Source organism: Rhodoligotrophos appendicifer, from assembly GCF_007474605.1.
GTDB lineage: Bacteria > Pseudomonadota > Alphaproteobacteria > Rhizobiales > Im1 > Rhodoligotrophos > Rhodoligotrophos appendicifer.
In genome coordinates, this window is sequence record NZ_VHKL01000001.1 from 50,861 (window position 1) to 72,181 (window position 21,321).

21 protein-coding genes are annotated in these 21,321 nt (G+C 62.6%); 16 read left to right on the top strand and 5 right to left on the bottom strand.

What is annotated here, in order from left to right:
* Nucleotides 1-60 precede the first annotated feature (60 nt).
* On the top strand, nucleotides 61-456 hold the full coding sequence (locus FKM97_RS00260; RefSeq protein WP_143957143.1) for a hypothetical protein: 396 nt from the start codon (nucleotides 61-63) through the stop codon (nucleotides 454-456).
* Nucleotides 457-484: 28 nt separating this feature from the next.
* On the opposite strand, the gene FKM97_RS00265 is transcribed toward FKM97_RS00260, so the two are convergent.
* Both FKM97_RS00265 and FKM97_RS00270 read right to left on the bottom strand, forming a co-directional pair.
* Nucleotides 485-1,417, bottom strand: a complete 933-nt coding sequence (locus FKM97_RS00265) for a 2-hydroxyacid dehydrogenase (RefSeq protein WP_143957144.1) — start codon at nucleotides 1,415-1,417, stop codon at nucleotides 485-487.
* A 79-nt stretch (nucleotides 1,418-1,496) separates the two neighbouring features.
* The gene (locus tag FKM97_RS00270) at nucleotides 1,497-1,871 is read right to left on the bottom strand and encodes a DUF427 domain-containing protein (protein ID WP_205014686.1); all 375 of its coding nucleotides are present in this window, start codon (nucleotides 1,869-1,871) and stop codon (nucleotides 1,497-1,499) included.
* Nucleotides 1,872-2,056: 185 nt separating this feature from the next.
* On the opposite strand from FKM97_RS00270, the gene FKM97_RS00275 reads away from it, so the two are divergent.
* From FKM97_RS00275 to FKM97_RS00310, 8 genes are all read left to right on the top strand, one after another.
* On the top strand, nucleotides 2,057-3,037 hold the full coding sequence (locus tag FKM97_RS00275) for a GGDEF domain-containing protein (protein WP_170240667.1): 981 nt from the start codon (nucleotides 2,057-2,059) through the stop codon (nucleotides 3,035-3,037).
* A gap of 78 nt (nucleotides 3,038-3,115) precedes the next feature.
* Nucleotides 3,116-3,487, top strand: a complete 372-nt coding sequence (locus tag FKM97_RS00280; protein ID WP_143957147.1) for a YciI family protein — start codon at nucleotides 3,116-3,118, stop codon at nucleotides 3,485-3,487.
* Nucleotides 3,484-4,752 carry an RNA polymerase sigma factor gene (locus tag FKM97_RS00285; protein WP_143957148.1) on the top strand — a complete coding sequence of 423 codons (1,269 nt, stop codon included), beginning with the start codon at nucleotides 3,484-3,486 and terminating at the stop codon, nucleotides 4,750-4,752. Before FKM97_RS00280 ends, FKM97_RS00285 begins: the two co-directional genes overlap by 4 nt.
* A 70-nt stretch (nucleotides 4,753-4,822) precedes the next feature.
* Nucleotides 4,823-5,260: a YybH family protein gene (locus FKM97_RS00290; protein ID WP_143957149.1), complete on the top strand. Its 438-nt coding sequence runs from the start codon at nucleotides 4,823-4,825 to the stop codon at nucleotides 5,258-5,260.
* A 25-nt stretch (nucleotides 5,261-5,285) separates the two neighbouring features.
* A complete protein-coding gene (locus FKM97_RS00295) occupies nucleotides 5,286-5,708 on the top strand; it encodes a VOC family protein (protein WP_143957150.1) in 423 nt (140 codons plus the stop codon).
* Nucleotides 5,709-5,841: 133 nt separating this feature from the next.
* Nucleotides 5,842-6,870, top strand: coding sequence for an MBL fold metallo-hydrolase (locus tag FKM97_RS00300; protein ID WP_143957151.1), 1,029 nt, complete (start codon nucleotides 5,842-5,844; stop codon nucleotides 6,868-6,870).
* A complete protein-coding gene (locus tag FKM97_RS00305) occupies nucleotides 6,867-7,793 on the top strand; it encodes a CobW family GTP-binding protein (protein ID WP_143957152.1) in 927 nt (308 codons plus the stop codon). Before FKM97_RS00300 ends, FKM97_RS00305 begins: the two co-directional genes overlap by 4 nt.
* A gap of 26 nt (nucleotides 7,794-7,819) precedes the next feature.
* Nucleotides 7,820-9,472 (top strand): acyl-CoA dehydrogenase family protein, encoded by a 1,653-nt coding sequence (locus FKM97_RS00310; protein ID WP_143957153.1) that lies wholly within the window; start codon nucleotides 7,820-7,822, stop codon nucleotides 9,470-9,472.
* A 171-nt stretch (nucleotides 9,473-9,643) separates the two neighbouring features.
* On the opposite strand, the gene FKM97_RS00315 is transcribed toward FKM97_RS00310, so the two are convergent.
* A complete protein-coding gene (locus FKM97_RS00315; RefSeq protein ID WP_143957154.1) occupies nucleotides 9,644-11,239 on the bottom strand; it encodes an OpgD/OpgG family glucan biosynthesis protein in 1,596 nt (531 codons plus the stop codon).
* A gap of 151 nt (nucleotides 11,240-11,390) precedes the next feature.
* Nucleotides 11,391-11,942, bottom strand: coding sequence for a response regulator (locus FKM97_RS00320; RefSeq protein ID WP_246104876.1), 552 nt, complete (start codon nucleotides 11,940-11,942; stop codon nucleotides 11,391-11,393).
* A gap of 229 nt (nucleotides 11,943-12,171) precedes the next feature.
* Here FKM97_RS00320 and FKM97_RS00325 point away from each other — a divergent pair, with 229 nt between their 5' ends.
* Complete coding sequence (locus tag FKM97_RS00325) at nucleotides 12,172-12,387, top strand: hypothetical protein (RefSeq protein WP_143957155.1); 216 nt, start codon at nucleotides 12,172-12,174, stop codon at nucleotides 12,385-12,387.
* 124 nt (nucleotides 12,388-12,511) lie between these two features.
* Nucleotides 12,512-14,896 carry a transketolase-like TK C-terminal-containing protein gene (locus tag FKM97_RS00330; RefSeq protein WP_143957156.1) on the top strand — a complete coding sequence of 795 codons (2,385 nt, stop codon included), beginning with the start codon at nucleotides 12,512-12,514 and terminating at the stop codon, nucleotides 14,894-14,896.
* 95 nt (nucleotides 14,897-14,991) lie between these two features.
* Here the strand turns inward: FKM97_RS00330 and FKM97_RS00335 are convergent, their stop codons facing one another.
* The gene (locus FKM97_RS00335) at nucleotides 14,992-15,453 is read right to left on the bottom strand and encodes a hypothetical protein (protein WP_143957157.1); all 462 of its coding nucleotides are present in this window, start codon (nucleotides 15,451-15,453) and stop codon (nucleotides 14,992-14,994) included.
* A gap of 268 nt (nucleotides 15,454-15,721) precedes the next feature.
* Between FKM97_RS00335 and FKM97_RS00340 the strand changes: the two genes are divergently transcribed.
* From FKM97_RS00340 to FKM97_RS00360, 5 genes are all read left to right on the top strand, one after another.
* Entirely contained in the window at nucleotides 15,722-16,540 is an 819-nt protein-coding gene (locus FKM97_RS00340; protein WP_143957158.1) for an FAD-binding oxidoreductase, read from the top strand.
* Between the two features lie 101 nt (nucleotides 16,541-16,641).
* Complete coding sequence (locus FKM97_RS00345; RefSeq protein WP_143957159.1) at nucleotides 16,642-18,237, top strand: ABC transporter substrate-binding protein; 1,596 nt, start codon at nucleotides 16,642-16,644, stop codon at nucleotides 18,235-18,237.
* A 337-nt stretch (nucleotides 18,238-18,574) separates the two neighbouring features.
* Nucleotides 18,575-19,558, top strand: a complete 984-nt coding sequence (locus FKM97_RS00350) for an ABC transporter permease (protein ID WP_143957160.1) — start codon at nucleotides 18,575-18,577, stop codon at nucleotides 19,556-19,558.
* Nucleotides 19,555-20,484 (top strand): ABC transporter permease, encoded by a 930-nt coding sequence (locus FKM97_RS00355; protein WP_143957161.1) that lies wholly within the window; start codon nucleotides 19,555-19,557, stop codon nucleotides 20,482-20,484. The genes FKM97_RS00350 and FKM97_RS00355 overlap by 4 nt, the downstream gene beginning before the upstream one ends.
* Nucleotides 20,481-21,320: an ABC transporter ATP-binding protein gene (locus tag FKM97_RS00360; protein ID WP_143957162.1), complete on the top strand. Its 840-nt coding sequence runs from the start codon at nucleotides 20,481-20,483 to the stop codon at nucleotides 21,318-21,320. The genes FKM97_RS00355 and FKM97_RS00360 overlap by 4 nt, the downstream gene beginning before the upstream one ends.
* Nucleotide 21,321 lies beyond the last annotated feature (1 nt).

Here is a 21,321-nt window from a genome sequence, read left to right on the forward strand (position 1 = left end):
CCGCCCGAGCAACAGAATAGTTCCATTTTGGTCATGCGTGAATAGTTTTTCCTGAAAGGCATGAAAATCGATGAATATCGGGCTTCGGGCGTCTCGATATCTATTGATGAGCTGTACACTGATCATTCAGGTTGGCCGCGCGAGAGTTTCAACGCTGCTTACTTTTTAATCATTCCAATGTTGGAGCGAAGACATGAATATCACCGGCAAGCGTGTTCTTATAACCGGCGGCTCCGCGCCGGTGCGCAGCAGGGCATCCTCCGCGAGCCCGTCGCCGATGTCGCGGACGCCACCATTGCCGCCATCGAGAAGGAAGACATGCAGGTCGTCCGCGGCGGCGAGGCGCGCGCCGCGATGATCGCCTTGAATCGTGGCGATCCTTCGGCCGTCGACCGACGCTTCGCAGAACTCAAGCCATCTTTGGAAGAGGCCGTGCGCGATCACACCGCTCTCTGACCAGTCTGCCGGCCGCAATCGGCCGAACTCAGTATCCCGCCGCGATGTTCACCCGTCCGCTCGGCTCCTCGCCCCGCTCGAACCGGTTGAAATTATCGAGCACCACGCTGGTCGCAGCATCGCTCACCGGCTGTGCTGCCACATGCGGGGTAACGAAGACGCGCGGGTGCGCCCAAAGCGGGCTGTCTGCGGGAAGCGGCTCGGTCGGGAACACGTCCAGCATCGCCCAGTCCAGCTGCTTGCCCTCCAGTGCGGCCAACAGGTCCGCTTCGACGAGATGCCCGCCGCGCCCGAGATGGATCAGCGCTCCGCCCCCCGGCAGCGACGCGAAAAGTCTCCCGCTCAAAATCCCTCTGGTTTCATCCGTCAGCGGCAGCACGTTGATCAGGATCTCGCTGCGACCGAGAAACGCCTCGAGCCCGTCGGGCCCAGCAAAACCCTCGACCCCGTCCAATGTCTTTGGCGTTCGGCTCCATCCGGCCACGTCATATCCCATGGCGGCGAGCGTGCGGGCGATGTCCATGCCGAACACCCCGAGCCCCATCACGCCGATCCGCCGGTGCGAGGGATGCACCGCCTCCAGCATCCGCCATTCTCCCGCGGCCTGCTGGCGGGCATACTGCCCCATCTGCCGGTGCCAGTGCAGCACGCCGTAAAGGGCATATTCGGTCATCTGCTCGCGCAGGCCCGCATCGACGAGCCGGAACAGCGGAACATCTCGAGGAAAAGTCGCATCGCGGATGATCTGGTCGATTCCCGCACCCAAGGCGAAGATGGCCTTCACGTTGGGCAGCTTTCTCAGCGCCCCCTCCTCGATCCGCCAGATCAGCGCATGGGTGATCTCCTCCGGGTCCCCCACATCGGGCCACACCCGAAACCGCACATCCGGCCGATGCTTCGCAAAGGCCGCCTGCCAAGGGGCCGGATCGTCAATTCCGCTGGCGAACAGAAGGGTGGGCACGCGCGTTCTCCTCTCGACGCGCTCGGACAAAAGGCGCGCACGTCATCTTCTATCCAATGCTGCCACCCGATGCCAACGGCTATCGCGTCTCGATCGAATCCACTCGGTCGGGATAGAAAGCCATGTAATCCTTGATCTTCGCCACCGCCTCGTAAGGCTGCTCGTAGCTCCAGATCGCATTGACGGCCCGCGCGCCCGCCGATGGGATGCTGTAATAGGAGCAGTCCCCCTTATACGGGCAATAGGTGGAGAGCTCTGTCCGCTCCAGCAGCGAGAGATCCACATCGCCGCGCGGCACGTAGGTCACCGGTTTGTAGCCTCCCTCGCGAAGGATGAGGGCAGCCGTCGTGTCGGCGATGACCGCACCACCCGCCGAGACGGTGATCCGTTGCGGGCTCGGCTCGATGGTGATCGGGTGTTCGGGTCCCGGTGTCTTGATGGCTCGACCACTCATGCTCATGGCGAAGATCTCCTCTCCTTGCCCCTGTGCAAATGTGGCCCCTCCCCACTGGAATACCAGTGCAGACGCCCTCACTTGAGGGGGGGGGGTACCACCACTGCAACGCCCCGCTTCGTTGCGGCGGTGCCAAAAAGTGCCGACTATCCGTCTTGAGTTGCGTCTGCGTGTGTGAGGACTGGTTGACCGAAGATCTCATGTCGAGCATGGGCACCGCTCTGGCTCATGACCCCGAGCTGACATCCATGCTGCTGCAAAGTCTCGACACGGGGCATGTGGGCCTGTGCCTGTGCGACGAACTCGACCTGATCCGCTATGCCAACCCCGCGTTTTGCGGCGCCTTCTTCCCTCATTACGCCGGCGATCGCATCCCCTTCATTGACGCTATCGCGGCGGCCATCGATGGCAAGACGGGCATCAGGCTGGAGAATTTCACGCTTCCCGAGTTCGTGGCGCGGGTCGCCCGCAGGCGGAAGGGAAGCGGCCGCAGGTTCGATTTTGCCGTCGACATGATCGATGGCAGCTGGTGGTGGGTGAATGATTTCAAGCTGTCCAATGGCTGGCTTCTGGCCGTCGCCTCGGAGATCTCCACCATCAAGAACGAGGAGTTCCTCCTCAGGAGCGCCCATGACACGGCGGTCCAGGCCTCCCGCACCGACTATCTCACCGGCCTCGCCAACCGGCGCTATGGCTTCGAGCGCGCCGAACTGGCTCTGATCGAATTTCGCGAGAACCGGCTTCCTTTGTCCATTGCTCTCGTCGACATCGACCACTTCAAGCAGGTGAATGATACCTACGGCCATGACATCGGCGACAAGGTTCTGGTGCACTGCGCCGAGATCTTCCGCAGTTGGCTCGGACCGCAGGATCAGGTCAGCCGCATCGGCGGCGAGGAGTTTCTCCTCGTGATGCCGGGAATATCGGCCTCGCGAGCCGAGCGCGGCATCGGCGATTTTCTTCGCAGCACACCCCCTTTGCCGCTGGGACCGGGCAAGGAGCCCCTCCCCTTCACCCTCAGCGCCGGCGTGGCGACGGCCCACGACAGCGACACCTTGAGCGATCTTCTGCACCGGGCCGACGTTGCTCTCTATGCCGCAAAGGCAAAGGGCCGCCACCGCGTCGAGCTCGTACGCCGGAAGCAGGATTCCGTGCCCGTCGTTTGAGCATGGCGAATTGCTTTTTTTGCTCGTCCTGTCGGCTGCGGGCATACTGCCGCGTCTTCAAGATGACGAGGTGCTTCGATGTTCTACGCGATACTCTGTTACCACGCCGAAGATGTGGTGGGCTGCTGGTCCAAGGAAGACGACGACGCCGTCATGGCCAAGCTCGCTGTCGTGCAGGAAAAGCTTGCCAAGCAGGGGCGCCTGGGCCCGGTTGCGCGGCTCTTGCCAACCACGGCGGCAGCGACGGTCCGCGGCCATGGCGAGGCGCCTCTCGTCATTGATGGTCCCTTCGCCGAAACCAAGGAGCAGCTCCTTGGCTTCTATCTGGTCGATTGTGAATCTCTCGACGAAGCCGTCAGCGTGGCCAATGAGCTCTCGATCGCGAACCCTGGGGGTGCTCACGAGGTCCGGCCCGTGGGCCTCTTCCGGCCGGGAACGGGTCCCACGTGACGGATCTGGCCTGGATCAATTCAGCGATCACCTCGTCCCGGCCCCAGGCGCTGGGAGCACTTCTCCGGTATTTCCGCAACCTGGAGACCGCCGAGGAAGCCTTCCAGGAAGCCTGTCTGAAGGCCCTGAAGAACTGGCCCGAGAACGGCCCCCCGCGTGACCCGGCGGCCTGGCTGATCTTCGTCGGCCGCAATGCCGCCATCGATGGCGTACGCCGGCGCGCGCGGGAGCAGCCGCTGCCGGAGGAAGATGTCCTCTCCGACCTGGACGATGCGGAATCGACCCTGGCGGAGCGCCTCGACGACTCCCACTACCGCGACGACATCCTGCGCCTGCTCTTCGTCTGCTGCCATCCTGATCTCCCCTCCACGCAGCAGATCGCGCTCGCCCTGCGCATCGTCTCCGGCCTCACGGTAAAGCAGATCGCCCGCGCCTTCCTCGTCGGCGAGAGCGCCATGGAGCAGCGCATCACCCGTGCCAAGGCGAAGGTCGCTGCCGCCGGCCTGCCCTTCGAGACCCCCGGCCCCATCGAGCGCGCCGAACGTCTGACTACCGTTGCAGCCATGATCTACCTCGTCTTCAACGAGGGTTATTCGGCCAGCGGCAGCGAAGTCCCGGTGCGGGCGCCCCTCTGCGACGAGGCGATCCGCCTCGTCCGCCTGCTCCTGCGTCTCTTTCCGTCCGAACCCGAGATCATGGGCCTCGCAGCTTTGATGCTTCTGCAGCACGCCAGAATTGCCGCTCGCTTCGATGCGGAAGGCGAGATCATCCTCCTTGAGGATCAGGACCGCTCCCTCTGGAACCAGAAGAGCATCGCCGAGGGCCTCGCCTTGATCGACAAGGCCATCCGTCACCGCAATCCTGGCCCCTATCAGGCGCAGGCGGCGATAGCCGCCCTGCACGCCCGCGCCCGGCGCCACGAAGACACCGATTGGGTCCAAATCGATCTGCTCTATGGCGCCTTGGAGCTCATGCAGCCCTCGCCGGTCATCACCCTCAACCGGGCCGTCGCCGTCGCCAAGACGCGGGGCCCCGAAGCGGCACTCGCCCTCATAGAACCCCTCGCCGACCGCCTGTCCGGCTATTTCCACTTCTTCGGCGTGAAGGGCGCCTTCCTCCTGCAGCTGGGCCGCACCGCCGAAGCGCGCACCGCCTTCGACCGCGCGATCGCCCTGGCCAACACCCCGGCCGAAGCCTCCCACATCCGCATGCATCTTGACCGGCTGCTCAAGGAAAACAGCCATTCGCAATCCGCATCGCTCTAGCAGTTTTTTTGCAACTACGCTGTCGGATCAGACCTTCTCGCTGCGTCCTTGGACCAAATTGGAGGACGACATGACGACAAGCTCGGACAGGACAGCCATCACCGCTCTGCTGAACGATCAGGCGGCCGCCATACGCGCCAAGGACACCGCATCGGCCATCGCGCCCTATTCCGCGGACTTCGTTCGCTTCGACCTCGCGCCGCCGCTCGCCACCTCCGGCCCTGATCTCGACCCCCAGGACTTGGAAGCCTGGTTCGCCACCTGGCGCGGACCGATCGGCTATCAGTTCCGGGACCTGGACGTCTCCGCCGCCGGTGACCTCGCCTTCGCCCACGGCTATCTCCACATCAGCGGCACGAAGGTCGACGGAGAGCAGCCCGCCCTCTGGGCCCGCATCACCTTCTGTCTTCGTCGTAGGGACGGCGCCTGGAAGATCGTCCACGAGCACAGCTCCGTCCCCTTCTACATGGATGGCAGCTACAGGGCGGCCACCGACCTTCACCCCTGACCACTCGATATTGAAGGAGCATCAGATGACTGAACCAGCCAACCCGTCGGCCCCGGAAGTCCTCGGCGGCGTAATCGCCTATCTGAACGTCGACGGCGCCGTCAAAGCCGCCGAGTTCTACCAGCGCGCCTTCGGTGCCAAGGAGGTCTTCCGCCACGATGTGGATGACAAGGGCCGCACCATGCATATCCATCTCCACATCAACGGCAGCTCCGTCATGCTCAGCGATTTCTACCCCGAGCATGGCTTCGGGAAGGTCCCGTCTTCAGGCTTCTCTCTGCTGATTCCGGTGACGGATATCGACGCTTGGTTCAAGCGGGCCGTCGATGCCGGTGCCGAGGTCGTCATGCCGCCGGAAATCATGTTCTGGGGAGACAAATACGGCCAGGTCAAGGATCCCTTCGGCGTCGCCTGGGCCTTCAACCAGTCCATGTGCGGCAGTTCATGACGCGGCGGGTCGCGATTGCTGCCGGACCCGAAGCATCGGACGGGGCAATGGTCTGGCCCGCCGCTCGGCTTGACCAGCCCCCTCCTGTCACCCTAACCTTTCACCCAGAGAACCTGCGCAGCGGAGGTGTCGGATGAAGGGAGAGGACCGCGGCAATTCATTGGCATCCGCGCTCGTGCCCCTGGAGTCCCTGACGGTCGACGTCATCACCGACAATGTCAGCGACACCTATGTGACGAAGACCCTCTCTGCGGTCTCTGAATTCGCCAACGTCATCCGCGCCGGCGCCGAGATCATTTCAGGCGCCAGCCTTCTCTCGGCCAATCTCGGCTACGGACTGCGATTGACCTCCAGGGCGGACGGCGTGGAGCATCGCCTCCTCTTCGACACCGGTCCCGACGGCCCGACCTATTTGCGCAACTGCACGAATCTCGGGATCGACCTCGGCCGGATTGAGGAGATTGCCATCACCCACGGCCACTGGGATCATATGGGCGCCCTGCCCGACGCTCTGCAGGCCATTCGACTCGGCGGCGGGCGCAGCCCCACCGTCCACGTCAATCCCGGCATGTTCAACGAGCGCGCGGTGCAGCTCGGCGACGGATCGATCATCCAGGTCGCCAACGTACCCTCGCCGTCGGAAATGCAGGGCCATGGCGCAAAAGTGGTGAACGATCCCGCCCCGCGCCTGCTCCTCGATGGCCATTTCTACTATAGCGGTGAGATCCCGCGCCTCACCCCCTTCGAGAAGGGCCGCACGGACCACCTCTGCCGGCCCGGCGCGAACGATCCCTGGCAGCCGGATCCGCTGCTGATGGACGAGCGCATGGTGCTTGCCCATGTGCGCGACCTCGGACTGATCCTCTTCAGCGCCTGCTCCCATGCCGGCATCGTCAATGTCTGCACCGAGGTTCGCGCCCTCTTCCCCGATCTCCCGATCTTCGCGCTGATGGGCGGCCTTCACCTCGGCGGCGTCATGGAACGCATCATCCCGGACACCGTCGCCGGCCTTGCCCCCTTCTCCATCAGCCACATCATTTCCGGCCACTGCACCGGCTGGCGCGCCCTGCATGCCATGGCGGATGCCTTTGGTGATGCAGTCAGCGAGTCTGCCGTGGGCACGACCTACACGTTCGATCAACATCTCCGTCTGGCCGGATGACGACCGACATTCCTCGCCTCCCGGTGACCATCGTCACGGGCTTCCTCGGCAGCGGCAAGACCACGCTCCTCAACCACATCCTCGCCAATAATCGGGGTCTGCGCGCCGCTGTCCTGGTGAACGAGTTCGGCGAGATCGGCATCGACAAGGATCTCATCATAACCGCTGAAGGCGATACGGTTGAGCTGTCCAACGGCTGCATCTGTTGCTCCATCAACGACGATTTGGCTGCGGCCGTCTCGCGGGTTCTGGAGCGCGCGTTCGAACTCGATTATCTTATTGTTGAGACGACGGGCATTGCCGATCCCGTCCCCGTGGCACTGACCTTCCTGCGCCCTGAGTTCCGCGCGCGCACCCGCATCGATGCCATCATCGCCCTGGCGGATGCCCGCAACTTCGACCCCGGGATGTACGCGTTCAGGTCGGCCGAGAACCAGCTCCGTCATGCCGACATCATCCTGCTCAACAAATGCGATGGCCGCGACGAGACCGAGCTTGTGGACATCGAAACCCGCCTCCGCGAGCTCGCCCGCCATGCCCGCATCGAACGCACCGTCGGCGCCCGCGTCCCTCTGGACCTGATCCTCGGCCTTGCCACGGATGACCCGACGCACTTCACCCCTGCCGATCACGAGCACCGTCACGGTTTCGAGTCCGCATCGTTCCACAGCCCCAGCCCCATGGATCTCGATCGCTTTCAGGCCTTTCTCGACCTTCCCGTCTTGCGCAATGTCTATCGGGCCAAAGGCTTCCTGTGGATCGCCGAGACCGACCGCCGCTACCTCTTCCATCTCGTCGGCAACCGCTTCACCATCGATGATGCCCTGGAGCGGCCGCGTGAGAATCGACTTGTTTTCATCGGCCGGAAACTGGATTCTGCCGAACTGAAGCGGCAGCTGACCCTCTGTCTTCGAGCCGCCTGAGCGACCGGAAGCGACCAGGGACGCCAATGTCCGCCTACGCCCCTCGGACCCATCTCGAAACGCACGAGGTTTCGAACGTCCCGACCGATTTCGCCGGACGCAATCTCTTTGCGGTCGATCGTCCCTTCCGGGAAGCGGCCCTGCGCGAGGGGGGCGAATGGCTGCGCGAGCCGTTGATGGCCCTGGGTGAAGCCGCCGGATCGGAGCATGTTCTCGCTCTCGGCGAGGCTGCCAATCGCTATCAGCCGGAGCTCGTGAGCTTTGATCGCTACGGCCGCCGCTTGGATGAGGTCCGCTTCCACCCGGCCTATCATGAGCTGATGGAACTCGCGATGGACCATCGCATCCATGACATTGCCTGGACCTCAGGCCGCCCCGGTGGCCATGTGGCCCATCTTTCCCTTCTCGCCCTGTTCACCCAGGCGGAAGCGGGCACCATGTGCCCCGTCAACATGACCTATGCCAGCCTGCCCGCGCTGCGCATCCAGCCTGAGATCACGCAGCCATGGATCGACCGCATTCTGGGCGGCCGTTACGATTCACCCCTGGGCCCTATCGCCACCAAATCCGGCATCACTCTCGGCATGGCCATGACCGAGAAGCAGGGCGGCAGCGACGTCCGCGCCAACACGACCCGCGCCTATCCGCTCGAGTCAGCGGCTCGGTCCTTCCGCCTTGTCGGCCACAAATGGTTCTGCTCCGCGCCCATGAGCGACGGCTTTCTCACTTTGGCCTACACGGATGCCGGCTTGAGCTGCTTCCTGGTCCCCCGCATTCGGCCGGACGGCGAGCGCAATGCCATCCATGTGATGCGCCTCAAGGACAAGCTCGGCAATCGCTCCAATGCCTCCGCCGAGATCGAGTATCACGACGCCTATGCCCAACTTCTCGGCGAGGAGGGCCAGGGCGTGAGGGTGATCATCGACATGGTGCATCACACCCGCCTCGGCACCATCGGCAGCACACTCGGTTTGATGCGGGCAGCCCTCGCCCAGGCGGTCCACCACGTCTCCGGCCGCCGCGCCTTCCAGAAGACGCTGATTGATCAGCCCGCCATGCGCAACGTCATCGCCGATCTGGCTCTCGACTACGAGGCCGCCATTTGCCTTGCCATGCGGATTGCCGCTGCCTTCGATGCCCCGGATCCCGACGGCCGGGCCTTCGCACGCCTTGTCGTGGCCCTCGGCAAATACTGGCTGACCAAGCGCACCCCCAACTTCATCTACGAATGCATGGAGTGCCATGGTGGCATAGGCTACGTCGAAGAAACGCCCATGCCGCGCCTGTTTCGGGAATCCCCCGTCAATGCGATTTGGGAAGGCTCGGGCAACGTCATCGCCCTCGACATCCTCAGGACCTTGGCCCGTGAGCCCTCGGCCCTGGAGGCTTTCCGCGCAGAACTCTCCGCGACACAGGGCGCCAATCCGCATTTGGACCGATATGCCGATGATGTTTTGAGCCGCCTGTCAAAGGGAGCTCTCACTGAAGCCGACGCTCGCATCATGGCCGAGAGGATGGCTCTCCTGCTTCAGGCATCGCTCCTCGTCCGCCACACCCCTGCAGCCGTCTCCGACACTTTTTGCGCCACTCGGCTGGGCGCCAATGGCGGCCTTTGCTATGGCACACTGCCGGCCACCGCCGATATCACCGGCATCCTGGCGCGTCAGCTCCCGGGCTGACGGGCTCGAAGCCTAGAGCAAGTCCAGGATAAGTGGACACCGGTTATCCGTCCGGACTTGCGCGAAAACAAAGAGCAAGTCCAGGATAAGTGGACACCGGTTATCCGTCCGGACTTGCGCGAAAACAAAGGCCTCGAGCCAAGATCCGATTCCGTCGGGAACGGATCTGCTCTAGGCTCCCCGCACCCTCGGGAAGGGTCGATATTGATACAGCCACGTCTCCGACATCACCCTGTCGCCGACCTTGAGGTAAAGCCGCATCTCCACCGGTTCCGAACCGGACGCCGCCAAATCGAACTGCGCCCTCCAATGTCCTGCCTCGCCATTCGGGACGGCTTCCGTGAACACATAGGAGAAGGTTCCCCGCGACGCCCACAGGACCGGCTCCGGCAGCACCCCGAAAGGCAGGTCCTTCAACGGGCCGCCGCTGAATTCGACCATGAACTTCCGCACCCCGTCCGGTCGCACCGTCCCCGGCTGTCCGCCATTGCCCAGCCGCGTCGCGACGCAGCGTGCGAGCTCCGTCGGGAACGGCTCGTCGGCCTGCCAATAGAGCTTATATTTGAGCCGGAACTGCGCTCCCGCCTTCACCGGCTCAGCCGGAACCCACATGGCCACGATATTGTCGTGGATCTCGTCATCCGTTGGAATTTCCACGAGTTGAACGCTGCCGGCGCCCCACTCCTCCAGCGGCTCCACCCACAAGCTCGGCCTCAAATCGTAGCGGACCCCGTCCAGATAATGGTCGAAATTATGATCGCGCTGCAGAAGGCCGAAGCCGCGCGGATTTGTGTCGCTGAAGGCCGATGCCGTGATCTCGCGGGGATTGTTGAGGGGGCGCCAGATCCGCTCCCCCGATCCTGTCCACATCGATAGACCATCGGAATCGTGGATCTCCGGCCGCCAGTCGATGCCCTCGGCCTTGCGCGTCTCTGAATACCAGTACATCGAGGTCGCGGGCGCGATTCCGAACCGCTCGACGTCTTTCCGCAGGAACAGGGCCTGCTCCACATCCATGATCACGGCCTTGTTGCGCGTCATGGCGAACTTGTAGGCGCCCGCCAGGCTGGGCCCTTCGAGCAGGGCATAGAGCAGCACGGTGTCGCTGTCGTTCTCGGGCGTGGCGAAATAGAAATTCGTGAAGCTCGGGAATTCCTCGGCCTTGCCGGGCGCCGCCACGTCGATGGCGATCCCGCGCGCCGATAGCCCATATTGATACATGTCCCCGATGGCGCGGAAATAGCAGGCCCCCAGAAAGGCCACCCAGTCATTCTGCTTCCAATTGAGTTTCGCCTGGTCTCCCAGCCGGCTCTCCTGGTATCGGAAGCCCGCAAAGCCGCTGTTCTGCGGCAGTTTCCGCGCTGGGCTGTCCTCCGGCATGGTGAAATAGGAGGGATCGTACTCGATCTCTCGCGAGCTCTGCCCGGCCACCACATGCATGCGCACGGGGTTTTGGAAATACCGTCCCAGATGGAAGAAGGTCACCGGAAACTGTCCCGGACCATCGGCGAACAGGGCGTCATCCGCTTTGAATTTGATCTGGCCATGCGCCGCATAGTCGATCGCATTGAGGATGTCTTGCGGCAGCGGCGGCGGAGCGGCATAGGGCGCCTTCGCGATCGCCTCGGCCTGCCGCACCAAATCATCGAAGGAGAAGGCCTGCGTCTCGCCCATGCGCAGTGCTTCTCGCGCTTCCGCAGGGATGCCGATGAGGGCCAGAATGGACGCAAATGCGCCAGCCTCAAGAATTTCGCGTCGATTGATCATGGCTTTACTTTGGCTCTGTCGATTGCAACCGTTGCCTACGACCACACTTGGCCGACAATAGGGCATCTTCTCTTTTAATATTGAAAGAATGCTCAGCAAGGCAATGCGGGATAAGCGGCCAGCCTAAAGAACACGAAGCTCCTAGACCTCGTCAGACGCCGTCTTTTCTCTTGGCCTTGGCCAGGGTCTCGCGCAGCCGCTCCAGCAGCTTCTGCGGATGGAACGGCTTTCCCTCGATGGGGCCGATCTCGCACAGCTCGTTCGCCGTATTGACGCTCCGCACGATCCCGGAGGTGAGGATGACCGGCAGCTCGGGCCTGTTCCGTCTGATCCAGGTCGCGAGCCCGAAACCGTCAACGTCTCCCGGCATCTGGACATCGGAGAACACCAGGTCGATGTCTGCATCGGCTTCGATCACGGCGATGGCCTCTGCCGCACTCGCCGCCTCGATCACCTGGAACCCGCACTCCCTGAGGAAGTCCGACAGGTCCATGCGGATCAGCACCTCATCCTCTACGAGAAGGATCGTCTCGACCTTCTTCAGGTCCTCGGCCTTCACACTGAGCATATTATGATTGTGGTCCCAATGAATTGTAATCTTCCCGTCATATGCAGGAATTCGGCCACCTTTGAATCGTTCCCGATAATCGTGACTGCGGCTCATCCAGGACGCCGCAACGGCGAGCCCTGTCAGCGCGATCATGCCCCAATTCGGTAAAGAGATTGACTTCGCAGCCCTCGGTCTTGGCCCCCCACAGGCGCGCGAAGCCCGTCAAGCACCCGTTCCTGACCAATTGATTGGCGATGGGAGCCTCCATGTCCTATCTCATGCATGTGAGCGACGTCGGCGATGGCTCTCCATTGTCGATGCGTGGCCGAAAAACCAGAGGCCCGCGAACTGGGCTCGTAACCAGCACTGGAAGGGGTGGTGAATGAACAGGAATCCGATCGAAGAACTGAAGATGGGCGCCTTCGAGCCATCGGCCTTTCGCGCCATGGTCACTGCCTATGAGCAGGCCTGCAAGAGGGCGTATCCCGGTGATGATGAAACCACCCGGCTTCGCCTGGCCCATGCCATCATCGCTTTTGCCCATCAGGGAGTGACTGATTCATCCCAGCTTCGGGATCAGGCATTGGCGCAGATCTAGATCGGTGGGGCGACTGAAGCGAAACGAGTCGTCTCGGCACAACTTCGCCTCGTGATCGACTAAGTCTTGATCTGCCTGCATACTGTGGGTCACCATCTCTGCGGATAGCTTTGTCGGACTTGCCATGACTCAAAACATGTTGAAGGCGCTTGAGACCAAGGCCCTGTGGTTGTCATCTTGGACGATTCACAACGCCAATCATCTGCGAGACAAGCCGGATGGGCTGAAGGTCGGGGGCCACCAGGCCTCCTGCGCCTCCATGGTGACGTTGATGACCGGCCTCTACTTCTCGGTCCTTCGCCCCGAGGATCGGGTCGCCGTGAAGCCGCACGCCTCCCCTGTCTTCCATGCCATTCAGTATCTGCTCGGCAATCAGAGCCTGGAGAAACTGAAGTCGTTTCGCGCCCTCCATGGCGCCCAGTCCTATCCCAGCCGCACCAAGGACGTCGACGATGTCGATTTCTCCACCGGATCCGTGGGGCTGGGCGTCGCCATCACGGCCTTTGCCTCCCTTGTTCAGGATTACGTTCGCGCCAAGTCCTGGGCCAAGCCGACCGGACCCGAGGGCCGGATGATCGCCCTCGTCGGCGATGCCGAGCTTGACGAAGGCAATATCTACGAATGCCTGCAGGAAGGTTGGAAACACGGCCTTCGCAACACCTGGTGGATCATAGACTATAATCGACAGAGCCTCGACGGCGTCGTCCGCGAGGGCTTGTCCGGTCAGATCGGCGGCATTTTCGAAGCCTTTGGCTGGCAGGTGGTGCTGCTGAAATATGGCGCTCTGCAACGCGCCGCCTTTGCCGAGCCCGGCGGCGAGCGCCTGCGCGAATGGATCGATGCCTGTCCGAACCCGCTTTATTCCGCTCTCACCTTTCAGGGCGGCGCCGCTTGGCGCAAGCGCTTGATGGACGAGCTCGGCGACCAGGGCGACGTCACCGCCCTCCTCGAGCGCCGCACCGATGACGAATTGGCCGAACTCATGAACAATCTCGGCGGCCATTGCCTGGAGACCGTCGTCGACGCCTTCAACGCCATCGATCACGATCGTCCCGTCGCCTTCATCGCCTACACCATCAAGGGCTGGGGCACGCCCCTTGCTGGCCACAAGGACAACCATGCCGGCCTGATGACCGTCCCCCAGATGGAAGGCTTCCAGCGCCTGATGAAGGTTCGCCCGGGCCATGAATGGGACAAGTTCGAGGGCCTGGACGCGGACCCCGACACCCTGCAGGCCTTCCTCGACGCCGTCCCCTTCAACGCCCGCGGCACCCGCCGCTATGCCGCCTCCACCATCGAGACGCCCGGCATCCAGGTCATCGAGGATGAGGTGATCTCCACTCAGGCGGGCTTCGGCAAGATCCTCGATGCCATTGCCCGCACCGACACCGATGCCGCCCGCCGCATTGTCACCACCTCCCCCGACGTGACCGTATCGACCAATCTCGGTCCCTGGGTGAACCGCCGCGAGCTCTTCGCCCACGCCGCCATTGCCGACACCTTCCGCGACGAGCGTGTGCCGAGCGCCCAGAAATGGCGCTTCTCGCCGGCAGGGCAGCATATCGAGCTCGGCATCGCCGAGATGAACCTCTTCCTCCTCCTCGGTGCCGCCGGTCTGTCGCACTCGCTCTTCGGCGAGCGCCTGCTCCCCATCGGCACGCTGTACGACCCCTTCATCTCCCGCGGCCTCGATGCCCTGAACTATGCCTGCTATCAGGACGCCCGCTTCCTGCTGGTCGCCACGCCGTCCGGCGTTTCGCTCGCACCGGAAGGGGGCGCCCATCAATCCATTGCCTCTCCCTTGATCGGCATGTCCCAGGACGGTCTCGCCTCCTTCGAGCCGGCCTTCGTCGATGAGCTGTCCTTGATCATGGATTGGGCCTTCCACTACATGCAGCGCGACGGTGAAGGAGATCCCGACGAGCGCACCTGGCTCCGCGATGAGACCGGCGGCTCCGTCTATCTCCGCCTCACCACCCGTTCTCTGGAGCAGCCCCGCCGTCAGATCGACGATGCCTTGGGCCAGGCGATCATCGACGGCGCCTATTGGATGCGCGAGCCAGGACCGAATTGCGACGTGGTCATCGCCTATCAGGGCACGATCGCGACCGAGGCCATTGCCGCAGCCGGCATGATTGGTGAGGATCGCCGCGACGTCGGCGTCCTGGCCATCACCTCGGCCGATCGCCTCAATGCGGGCTGGCAGGCGGCCCAGCGGGCGCGCATGCGGGGCCGGGTCAATGCCCGCAGCCACATTGAGCGCCTATTGGCGAACCTGCCGCGTCATTGCACCCTCATCACGGTGATCGATGGCCACCCGGCCACGCTGTCATGGCTCGGCGGCGTCCGCGGCCATCCGACGGCGGCTCTCGGAGTGGAGCATTTTGGCCAGACCGGCACGGTCCAGGATCTCTATCGCCATTATGGCATAGACGCGGAGGGAATCGCTCACACCGCATCCGCCATGGCTCCAGGACGCCCGGTCCGGAACATCGGCACCGCTGCTTAGCGCCGCGTCTCTTGTCGCAGCTGTGAGGCGAGAGGTGCGGAAGAGACGTGTACAGCGACGCCTCTCGGGCGCCGCTGTAGCCTGCGTGATATCAACTAGCGGATAACAACAACGAATCCAGGGGGAAGGCCGACGGTCCACCACGGCTGAGCATAGTAATACCCACCATAATAATAGCCGTACCCAGGACGCTTGTATTTATACCGGGGGCCGTACTTATTGCGGTTGTAGTAAACAGTTTTGCTTCTCTTGTACCTGTTGTTTTTGTGGTAGTATTTATTGTTGTTACCGTGATATTTATTCACGGTTTTGGTCTTATATTTTTTGTTGTTGCCGTGGTATTTTTTGTTTTTATTGTTGTTCGAATGGTACTTATTTTTATTGGAATTTGAGCTCTTTTTATATTTTTTGCTATCGTCAACAAGAATTACATTATCGACGGTCTGGCTCTGTATTTCTAAATCTGGAACATGTACGGGGGCCGCCTTGGCATTCCCTGTGAAAGTCCCCAGCAAGCACCCCATAAAGGCGAGGGACAATACAACCCTTTTTATCATATTTTTCTCCAGTGATTTGCCCCCAAACCTCTAAAATACATTCTTTAATTCCTTTATCAAAGAGAGAAATCATTCGAGAATTCTAGCGGATATTTTACTCTTGAAAATCGACAGCAACCGGCACGCCTTCCCCCGAGCCACAGCAGCCTCTCCGCTGGACCGCCGGGTACCATTTCCTGATAACTTCGGTTGAAGCCTAATTCGCGAAGCATTACAGCTTCCGGAAACTGACGATGGCCTCCGCAACCGATAGCGATGCTGCAGCCCGATGACGCTCACCCAGGAAACGCCTCTCCCCACCCGCACGGGTGGCTTCAAGAAGCTCCGTGTCGTTGCGAAGGTGCGCGAGAGCCGCACCATTACCTCGTTTCATCTGGAACCCCTCGACCCCGCTGACTGGCGGCCCTTCGAAGCCGGGCAGTTCCTGGTGTTCAAGTTGCCCTCCGAGACCGGCCGGCCGATACCCCGGTCCTACAGCCTCTCATCCGCGCCCTCGGCTGAGGGCACCTACCGGATTACCGTCAAGCTGGAGATCGCCCCTGCGCCGGATCTCCCGGAAGGGCTGGGTTCGACCCACCTTCACCGGGCCATCGAGGTAGGCTCTATCGTCGAAGCATCCGCGCCGCGCGGCGAATTTATCCTGGACCGAACCAGCAGCCGCCCGGTGGTCCTGCTGAGCGGCGGCGTGGGCCTGACACCCTTGGTGTCCATGCTCCATGTCCTCAGCGAGGAAACCCACAGGAAAGTTCACTTCATCCATGCCTGCGACAACGGTGATGTGCATGCCCTGCGCGACGAAGTCCGCGCGATTGCGGCAGCCAAGCCGCACATTTCTGCCCACTTCGTCTATCGCTTTCCCTCCGAGGACGACCACGCCGCTCAGCACTTTCACAGCAGCGGTGTGATCACCCGCGAACTTCTGCAAAACCTTCTGCCGATGGACGACTATGACGTCTACATGTGCGGCCCCGCCCCCTTCATGCAGGCCGTTTTCGCCACCTTGCGCAGCCTTGGCATCCCCAAGGAACGCATTGCCTACGAATTCTTCGGGCCCGCGACACTCCTTCAGGAACATCGCGACGCCTAGCCCTCGACGGGCCGGCACCGGGCTCTAATACCCCTTGCCTATGGACAGTTCCTTCGCCCCAGATGCACACTCGTTCAGTAAATGAACCGGGAGGCGCAAAAATGCGAATGAGCTCAATGCGCGGCATGCTGGCCGCGACGGCTGTCATCTTCGGGCTGATGGGACCGGCGGCGGCTGATACGCCGAAGGACACGCTGGTCCAGGCATGGCAGATTGACGACATCATTTCCCTCGACCCTGCCGAGATCTTCGAGCTTTCGGCTGCCGAGATCGCTGGCAACACTTATGAGCGTCTGATCGGCTACGATATCCAGGACGTCTCAAAGCTCCATGGCGAGGTCGCCGAAAGCTGGACCGTCTCTGCCGATGGCAAGTCCATCACCTTCAAGATCCGCCCGGACCGGAAATTCGCCTCAGGCAACCCGATCACCGCCGGCGATGTCGCCTTCTCCCTCCAGCGCGCCGTTCTCCTCGACAAGTCGCCGGCCTTCATCATCAACCAGTTCGGCATCACCAAGGACAATGTGAAGGAGATGATCAAGGCCAATGGCGACGGCGAGCTCGTCTTCTCCATGGACAAGCCCTACGCCGTCTCCTTCGTCCTCTATTGCCTTACCTCCACCGTCGCCTCCGTCGTCGACCAGAAGCTCGCCATGGAGAACGAGAAGGATGGAGACTTCGGCTATGAATGGCTGAAGACCCACTATGCCGGCTCCGGCCCCTTCAAGATCCGCGACTGGCGGGCCAACGAGGCGGTGGTCTTGGAGCGCAACGAGAACTATTCGGGCGATGCTCCCGCCTTGGCGCGCGTGATCTATCGCCATGTCCCCGAAACCGCGACTCAGCGTCTGCTCCTGGAGAAGGGCGATATCGACGTTGCCCGCAACTTGGGGCCCGAGGAGATCGATGCTGTCGGCAAGGACGGCAAGATCCAGATCGTGAAGGCGCCCAAAGGCACCCTCTATTATTTCAGCCTGAACCAGAAGAACGAGATCCTGGCCAAGCCTCAGGTCCGCCAGGCCATGAAGTATCTGGTCGATTATGACGCCATCGCCGATACGATCATGAAGAACCTGGGCGAGACCCATCAGAACTTCCTACCCAAGGGCTTCCTCGGCGCCGTCAATGACAACGCCTTCAAGCTCGACGTGGAGAAGGCCAAGGCGCTGCTGACCGAGGCCGGCTATCCCGACGGCTTCGCGATCACCATGGACGTTCGCTCCACCCAGCCGGTCACGGGCATCGCCGAGGCCGTCCAGCAATCGCTCGCCAAGGGTGGTATCAAGATGGAGATCATTCCCGGCGACGGGAAGCAGACCCTGACGAAGTATCGGGCCCGCCAGCATGATCTCTATATCGGCCAGTGGGGCGCCGACTATCAGGACCCCCACACCAACGCCCAGACCTTTGCCTCCAATCCCGACAACGCCGATGACGGCGCGTCCAAAACTCTGGCTTGGCGCAATGCGTGGGCCACACCGGAACTGAATAAGGAAACCGATGCCGCGATCCTCGAGAGCGACACCGCCAAGCGCGCCGCCCTCTACGAGAAGATGCAGAAGGAGGTCAACGACACCGGCCCCTTCGTGATCATGTTCCAGCAGACCGAAGTGGCCGCCGTGAACGACAATGTGAAGAATTACGTGCTCGGCCCCTCCTTCGATACCAACCTCGTCGCACCGATCACGAAGGAGTGAGCACCGATTGCCGCCCTTGACTGCTCCTGGGTCATTCCACGCCCCACGTTGTCATCCCACGCCCCACGACGTCATCCTCGGGCTTGACCCGAGGATCCAGGGGCCAGGCTTTCTCCAGCCGTCCCGGATCCTCGGGTCAAGCGCGGGATCCCAACCAGAGCCTCATCCTGAGGAGCAGCCGTCAGGCTGCCTCTCGAAGCCTCATCCTGAGGAGGCCCGTAGGGCCGTCTCGAAGGATCCGCCATAGGAACCGCAGATAGCCACACCCGCCCTCACCCGCAGCGCCCGACCCACCGCCCTCGCCTTCCGCTTCGGCGCGGGCGCCCTTCGCTTCGCCATGATGCTGGCCATCACCTTGCTCGGCCTCCTGGCCATGACCTTCGTCATCGGCCGCCTGGTCCCCATCGATCCCGTGCTCGCGGTGGTCGGCGACAGGGCCTCTGCCGCCGTCTATGCCCGGGCCCGCCAGGAACTCGGCCTTGATCTCCCCCTGATTCAGCAATTCTGGATCTACTGTCAGAAGGCCGTCACCGGCGATTTCGGCCGCTCGGTCCTGACCACCAATTCTGTCCTCCAGGACATCATCCGTTTCTTCCCCGCCACCATCGAGCTCGCCACTCTCGGCACCATCCTTGGCACCCTCATCGGCGTTCCCTTGGGAGTTTTCGCCGCCGTCCGCGCCGGCAGCCTTCTTGATCATATCGTCAGGGTCATCGGTCTGGTCGGCTATTCCGTCCCCATTTTCTGGCTCGGCCTCATGGCGCTTCTGCTCTTCTACGCAAGGCTCGACTGGGTGGCCGGCCCCGGCCGCCTCGACATCTCCTATGACTATATGGTCACCCCCGTCACTGGCCTCCTCCTCGTCGACAGCCTGATGCAGGGCCAGTTCGACGTCTTCTGGAACGCCGTCTCCCACATCACCTTGCCCGCCTGCCTGCTGGGCTACTTCTCGCTCGCCTATATCAGCCGCATGACCCGCTCCTTCATGCTGAACGAGCTCTCTCAGGAGTACATCGTCACGGCACGCGTGAAAGGCCTCTCCGAACGCCGCGTCGTCTGGGGACACGCGCTTCGCAACGCCGCCGTCCCCTTGGTCACCGTCATCGTCCTGTCCTACGCGACGCTGCTCGAGGGATCCGTTCTGACCGAGACCGTCTTCGCCTGGCCCGGCCTGGGATCCTATCTCACGAACTCTCTGCAGAACGCCGACATGAACGCCGTCCTGGGCGCCACCTTGATCATCGGCGTCACCTTCGTCGCGCTGAACCTGATCTCCGATCTGCTCTATCGCATGCTCGATCCGAGGACTCGTGCCCGATGACCGATCTCGCACCCACTCGAGCCTCGACCTGGAAGGCCTGGCTGCTCTCCCCGGAACCCGCCTCCCGCAACCAGGCGCGCCTGGGCAGGCTTTACCTCGGCTGGCGCACCTTCGTCGGCAACCCTCTCGCCGTGATCGGCCTCGCCATCGTCCTGGCCCTCATCTTCGTTGCCCTCTTCGCCGATCTCCTCGCCACCCATTCCCCGACCGTCGGGGGCGACCTGCGCACGCAGCGCCTGCTCCCGCCCAGCGCGGAGTTCTGGCTTGGAACCGATGACCAGGCCCGCGACATCTATTCCCGCATCATCTACGGCTCGCGACTGACCCTCATGGTGGTGGCCCTCGTCTCGGTCATCGCCATGCCCATCGGCCTCTTCGTCGGCACCGTCGCGGGCTATTTCGGCGGCTGGATCGATTCCGCCTTCATGCGGCTGACGGACGTCTTCCTGGCCTTTCCGCGCCTCATTCTGGCCCTCGCCTTCGTCGCGGCCTTGGGGCCAGGCATCGAGAACGCCATCATTGCCATCGCCATCACCGTCTGGCCCCCCTACGCCCGCATCGCCCGGGCCGAAACCCTCACCATCCGCAACAATGACTACATCCACGCAGTCAGGCTCCAGGGCGGCTCCTCCGCGCGGATCATTCTGAAGCATGTCGTGCCCCTGTGCTCCTCCTCCGTCATCGTCCGCGTCACATTGGATATGGCTGGCATCATCCTCACCGCCGCAGGCCTCGGCTTCTTGGGGCTCGGCGCCCAGCCGCCCTCTCCCGAATGGGGCGCCATGATCGCCTCGGGTCGTCGCTTCATCATGGATCAATGGTGGGTCGCGGCCATGCCCGGCCTGGCCATCTTCATCGTCAGCCTGGGCTTCAACCTCCTCGGCGACGGCTTGCGCGATGTCCTCGATCCCAAGGCATCCCGATGACCGGCAAGCCCCTCCTCGAAGTCGAGGACCTCCGCGTCCGCTTTCATCTCCGCCGCGGCATCGTCGAAGCGGTGCGCGGCGTATCCTTCACCCTCGGCCGCGAGCGCCTCGGTATCGTGGGAGAGTCTGGCTCTGGCAAGTCCCAGGCGGGCCGCGCAATCTTGGGCCTGACCCCGCCTCCTGGTGAAGTCACCGCCAGCAAGCTCGCATTCGACGGGACCGATCTCCTCACCGCCTCTCCCAGACAGCTCCGCAACCTGCGCGGCAGCCGCATGACCATGGTCATGCAGGATCCGAAATACTCCTTGAACCCCGTCATGCCCGTCGGCCGCCAGATGATCGAGGCCTATCGCGCCCATGCCCGCGCCGCCACGGCGGAGGCGAGAGACAAGTCTCTCGCGATGCTGGAGGCCGTCAAGCTTCAGGACCCGTCGCGGGTCATGTCCCTCTATCCCCACGAGCTCTCCGGCGGTATGGGTCAGCGGGTCATGATCGCCATGATGTTGATCACCGACCCGGACCTCCTGATCGCCGACGAACCCACCTCCGCCCTCGACGTCACGGTCCAGCTCGAAGTCCTCCGCATCCTCGACGCTCTGGTGAGTAATCGCGGCATGGGCCTCATCTTCATCAGTCACGATCTGGAGCTTGTCGCCTCCTTCTGTGATCGTGTCCTCGTCATGTATGCCGGCAAAGTGGTGGAAACCCTGGACGCCAGGGACCTCCATTCTGCACGCCATCCCTACACCCGGGGCCTCATTGGCTGCCTGCCGAAGCTGAGCGGCGATCAGCATCCCCTCCCGACGCTTCACCGTGATCCGGCTTGGGCCGAGTGAC

Excerpts from the sequence above, each read along its gene's own strand:
- FKM97_RS00260 (WP_143957143.1), top strand. The coding sequence starts at position 61 with ATGAAAATCGATGAATATCGGGCTTCGGGCGTCTCGATATCTATTGAT.
- FKM97_RS00300 (WP_143957151.1), top strand. The coding sequence starts at position 5,842 with ATGAAGGGAGAGGACCGCGGCAATTCATTGGCATCCGCGCTCGTGCCC.
- FKM97_RS00320 (WP_246104876.1), bottom strand. The coding sequence starts at position 11,942 with ATGATCGCGCTGACAGGGCTCGCCGTTGCGGCGTCCTGGATGAGCCGC.
- FKM97_RS00290 (WP_143957149.1), top strand. The coding sequence starts at position 4,823 with ATGACGACAAGCTCGGACAGGACAGCCATCACCGCTCTGCTGAACGAT.
- FKM97_RS00360 (WP_143957162.1), top strand. The coding sequence starts at position 20,481 with ATGACCGGCAAGCCCCTCCTCGAAGTCGAGGACCTCCGCGTCCGCTTT.
- FKM97_RS00295 (WP_143957150.1), top strand. The coding sequence starts at position 5,286 with ATGACTGAACCAGCCAACCCGTCGGCCCCGGAAGTCCTCGGCGGCGTA.
- FKM97_RS00325 (WP_143957155.1), top strand. The coding sequence starts at position 12,172 with ATGAACAGGAATCCGATCGAAGAACTGAAGATGGGCGCCTTCGAGCCA.
- FKM97_RS00315 (WP_143957154.1), bottom strand. The coding sequence starts at position 11,239 with ATGATCAATCGACGCGAAATTCTTGAGGCTGGCGCATTTGCGTCCATT.
- FKM97_RS00330 (WP_143957156.1), top strand. The coding sequence starts at position 12,512 with ATGACTCAAAACATGTTGAAGGCGCTTGAGACCAAGGCCCTGTGGTTG.
- FKM97_RS00270 (WP_205014686.1), bottom strand. The coding sequence starts at position 1,871 with ATGAGTGGTCGAGCCATCAAGACACCGGGACCCGAACACCCGATCACC.
- FKM97_RS00280 (WP_143957147.1), top strand. The coding sequence starts at position 3,116 with ATGTTCTACGCGATACTCTGTTACCACGCCGAAGATGTGGTGGGCTGC.
- FKM97_RS00355 (WP_143957161.1), top strand. The coding sequence starts at position 19,555 with ATGACCGATCTCGCACCCACTCGAGCCTCGACCTGGAAGGCCTGGCTG.
- FKM97_RS00310 (WP_143957153.1), top strand. The coding sequence starts at position 7,820 with ATGTCCGCCTACGCCCCTCGGACCCATCTCGAAACGCACGAGGTTTCG.
- FKM97_RS00340 (WP_143957158.1), top strand. The coding sequence starts at position 15,722 with ATGACGCTCACCCAGGAAACGCCTCTCCCCACCCGCACGGGTGGCTTC.
- FKM97_RS00345 (WP_143957159.1), top strand. The coding sequence starts at position 16,642 with ATGCGAATGAGCTCAATGCGCGGCATGCTGGCCGCGACGGCTGTCATC.
- FKM97_RS00350 (WP_143957160.1), top strand. The coding sequence starts at position 18,575 with ATGATGCTGGCCATCACCTTGCTCGGCCTCCTGGCCATGACCTTCGTC.
- FKM97_RS00305 (WP_143957152.1), top strand. The coding sequence starts at position 6,867 with ATGACGACCGACATTCCTCGCCTCCCGGTGACCATCGTCACGGGCTTC.
- FKM97_RS00335 (WP_143957157.1), bottom strand. The coding sequence starts at position 15,453 with ATGATAAAAAGGGTTGTATTGTCCCTCGCCTTTATGGGGTGCTTGCTG.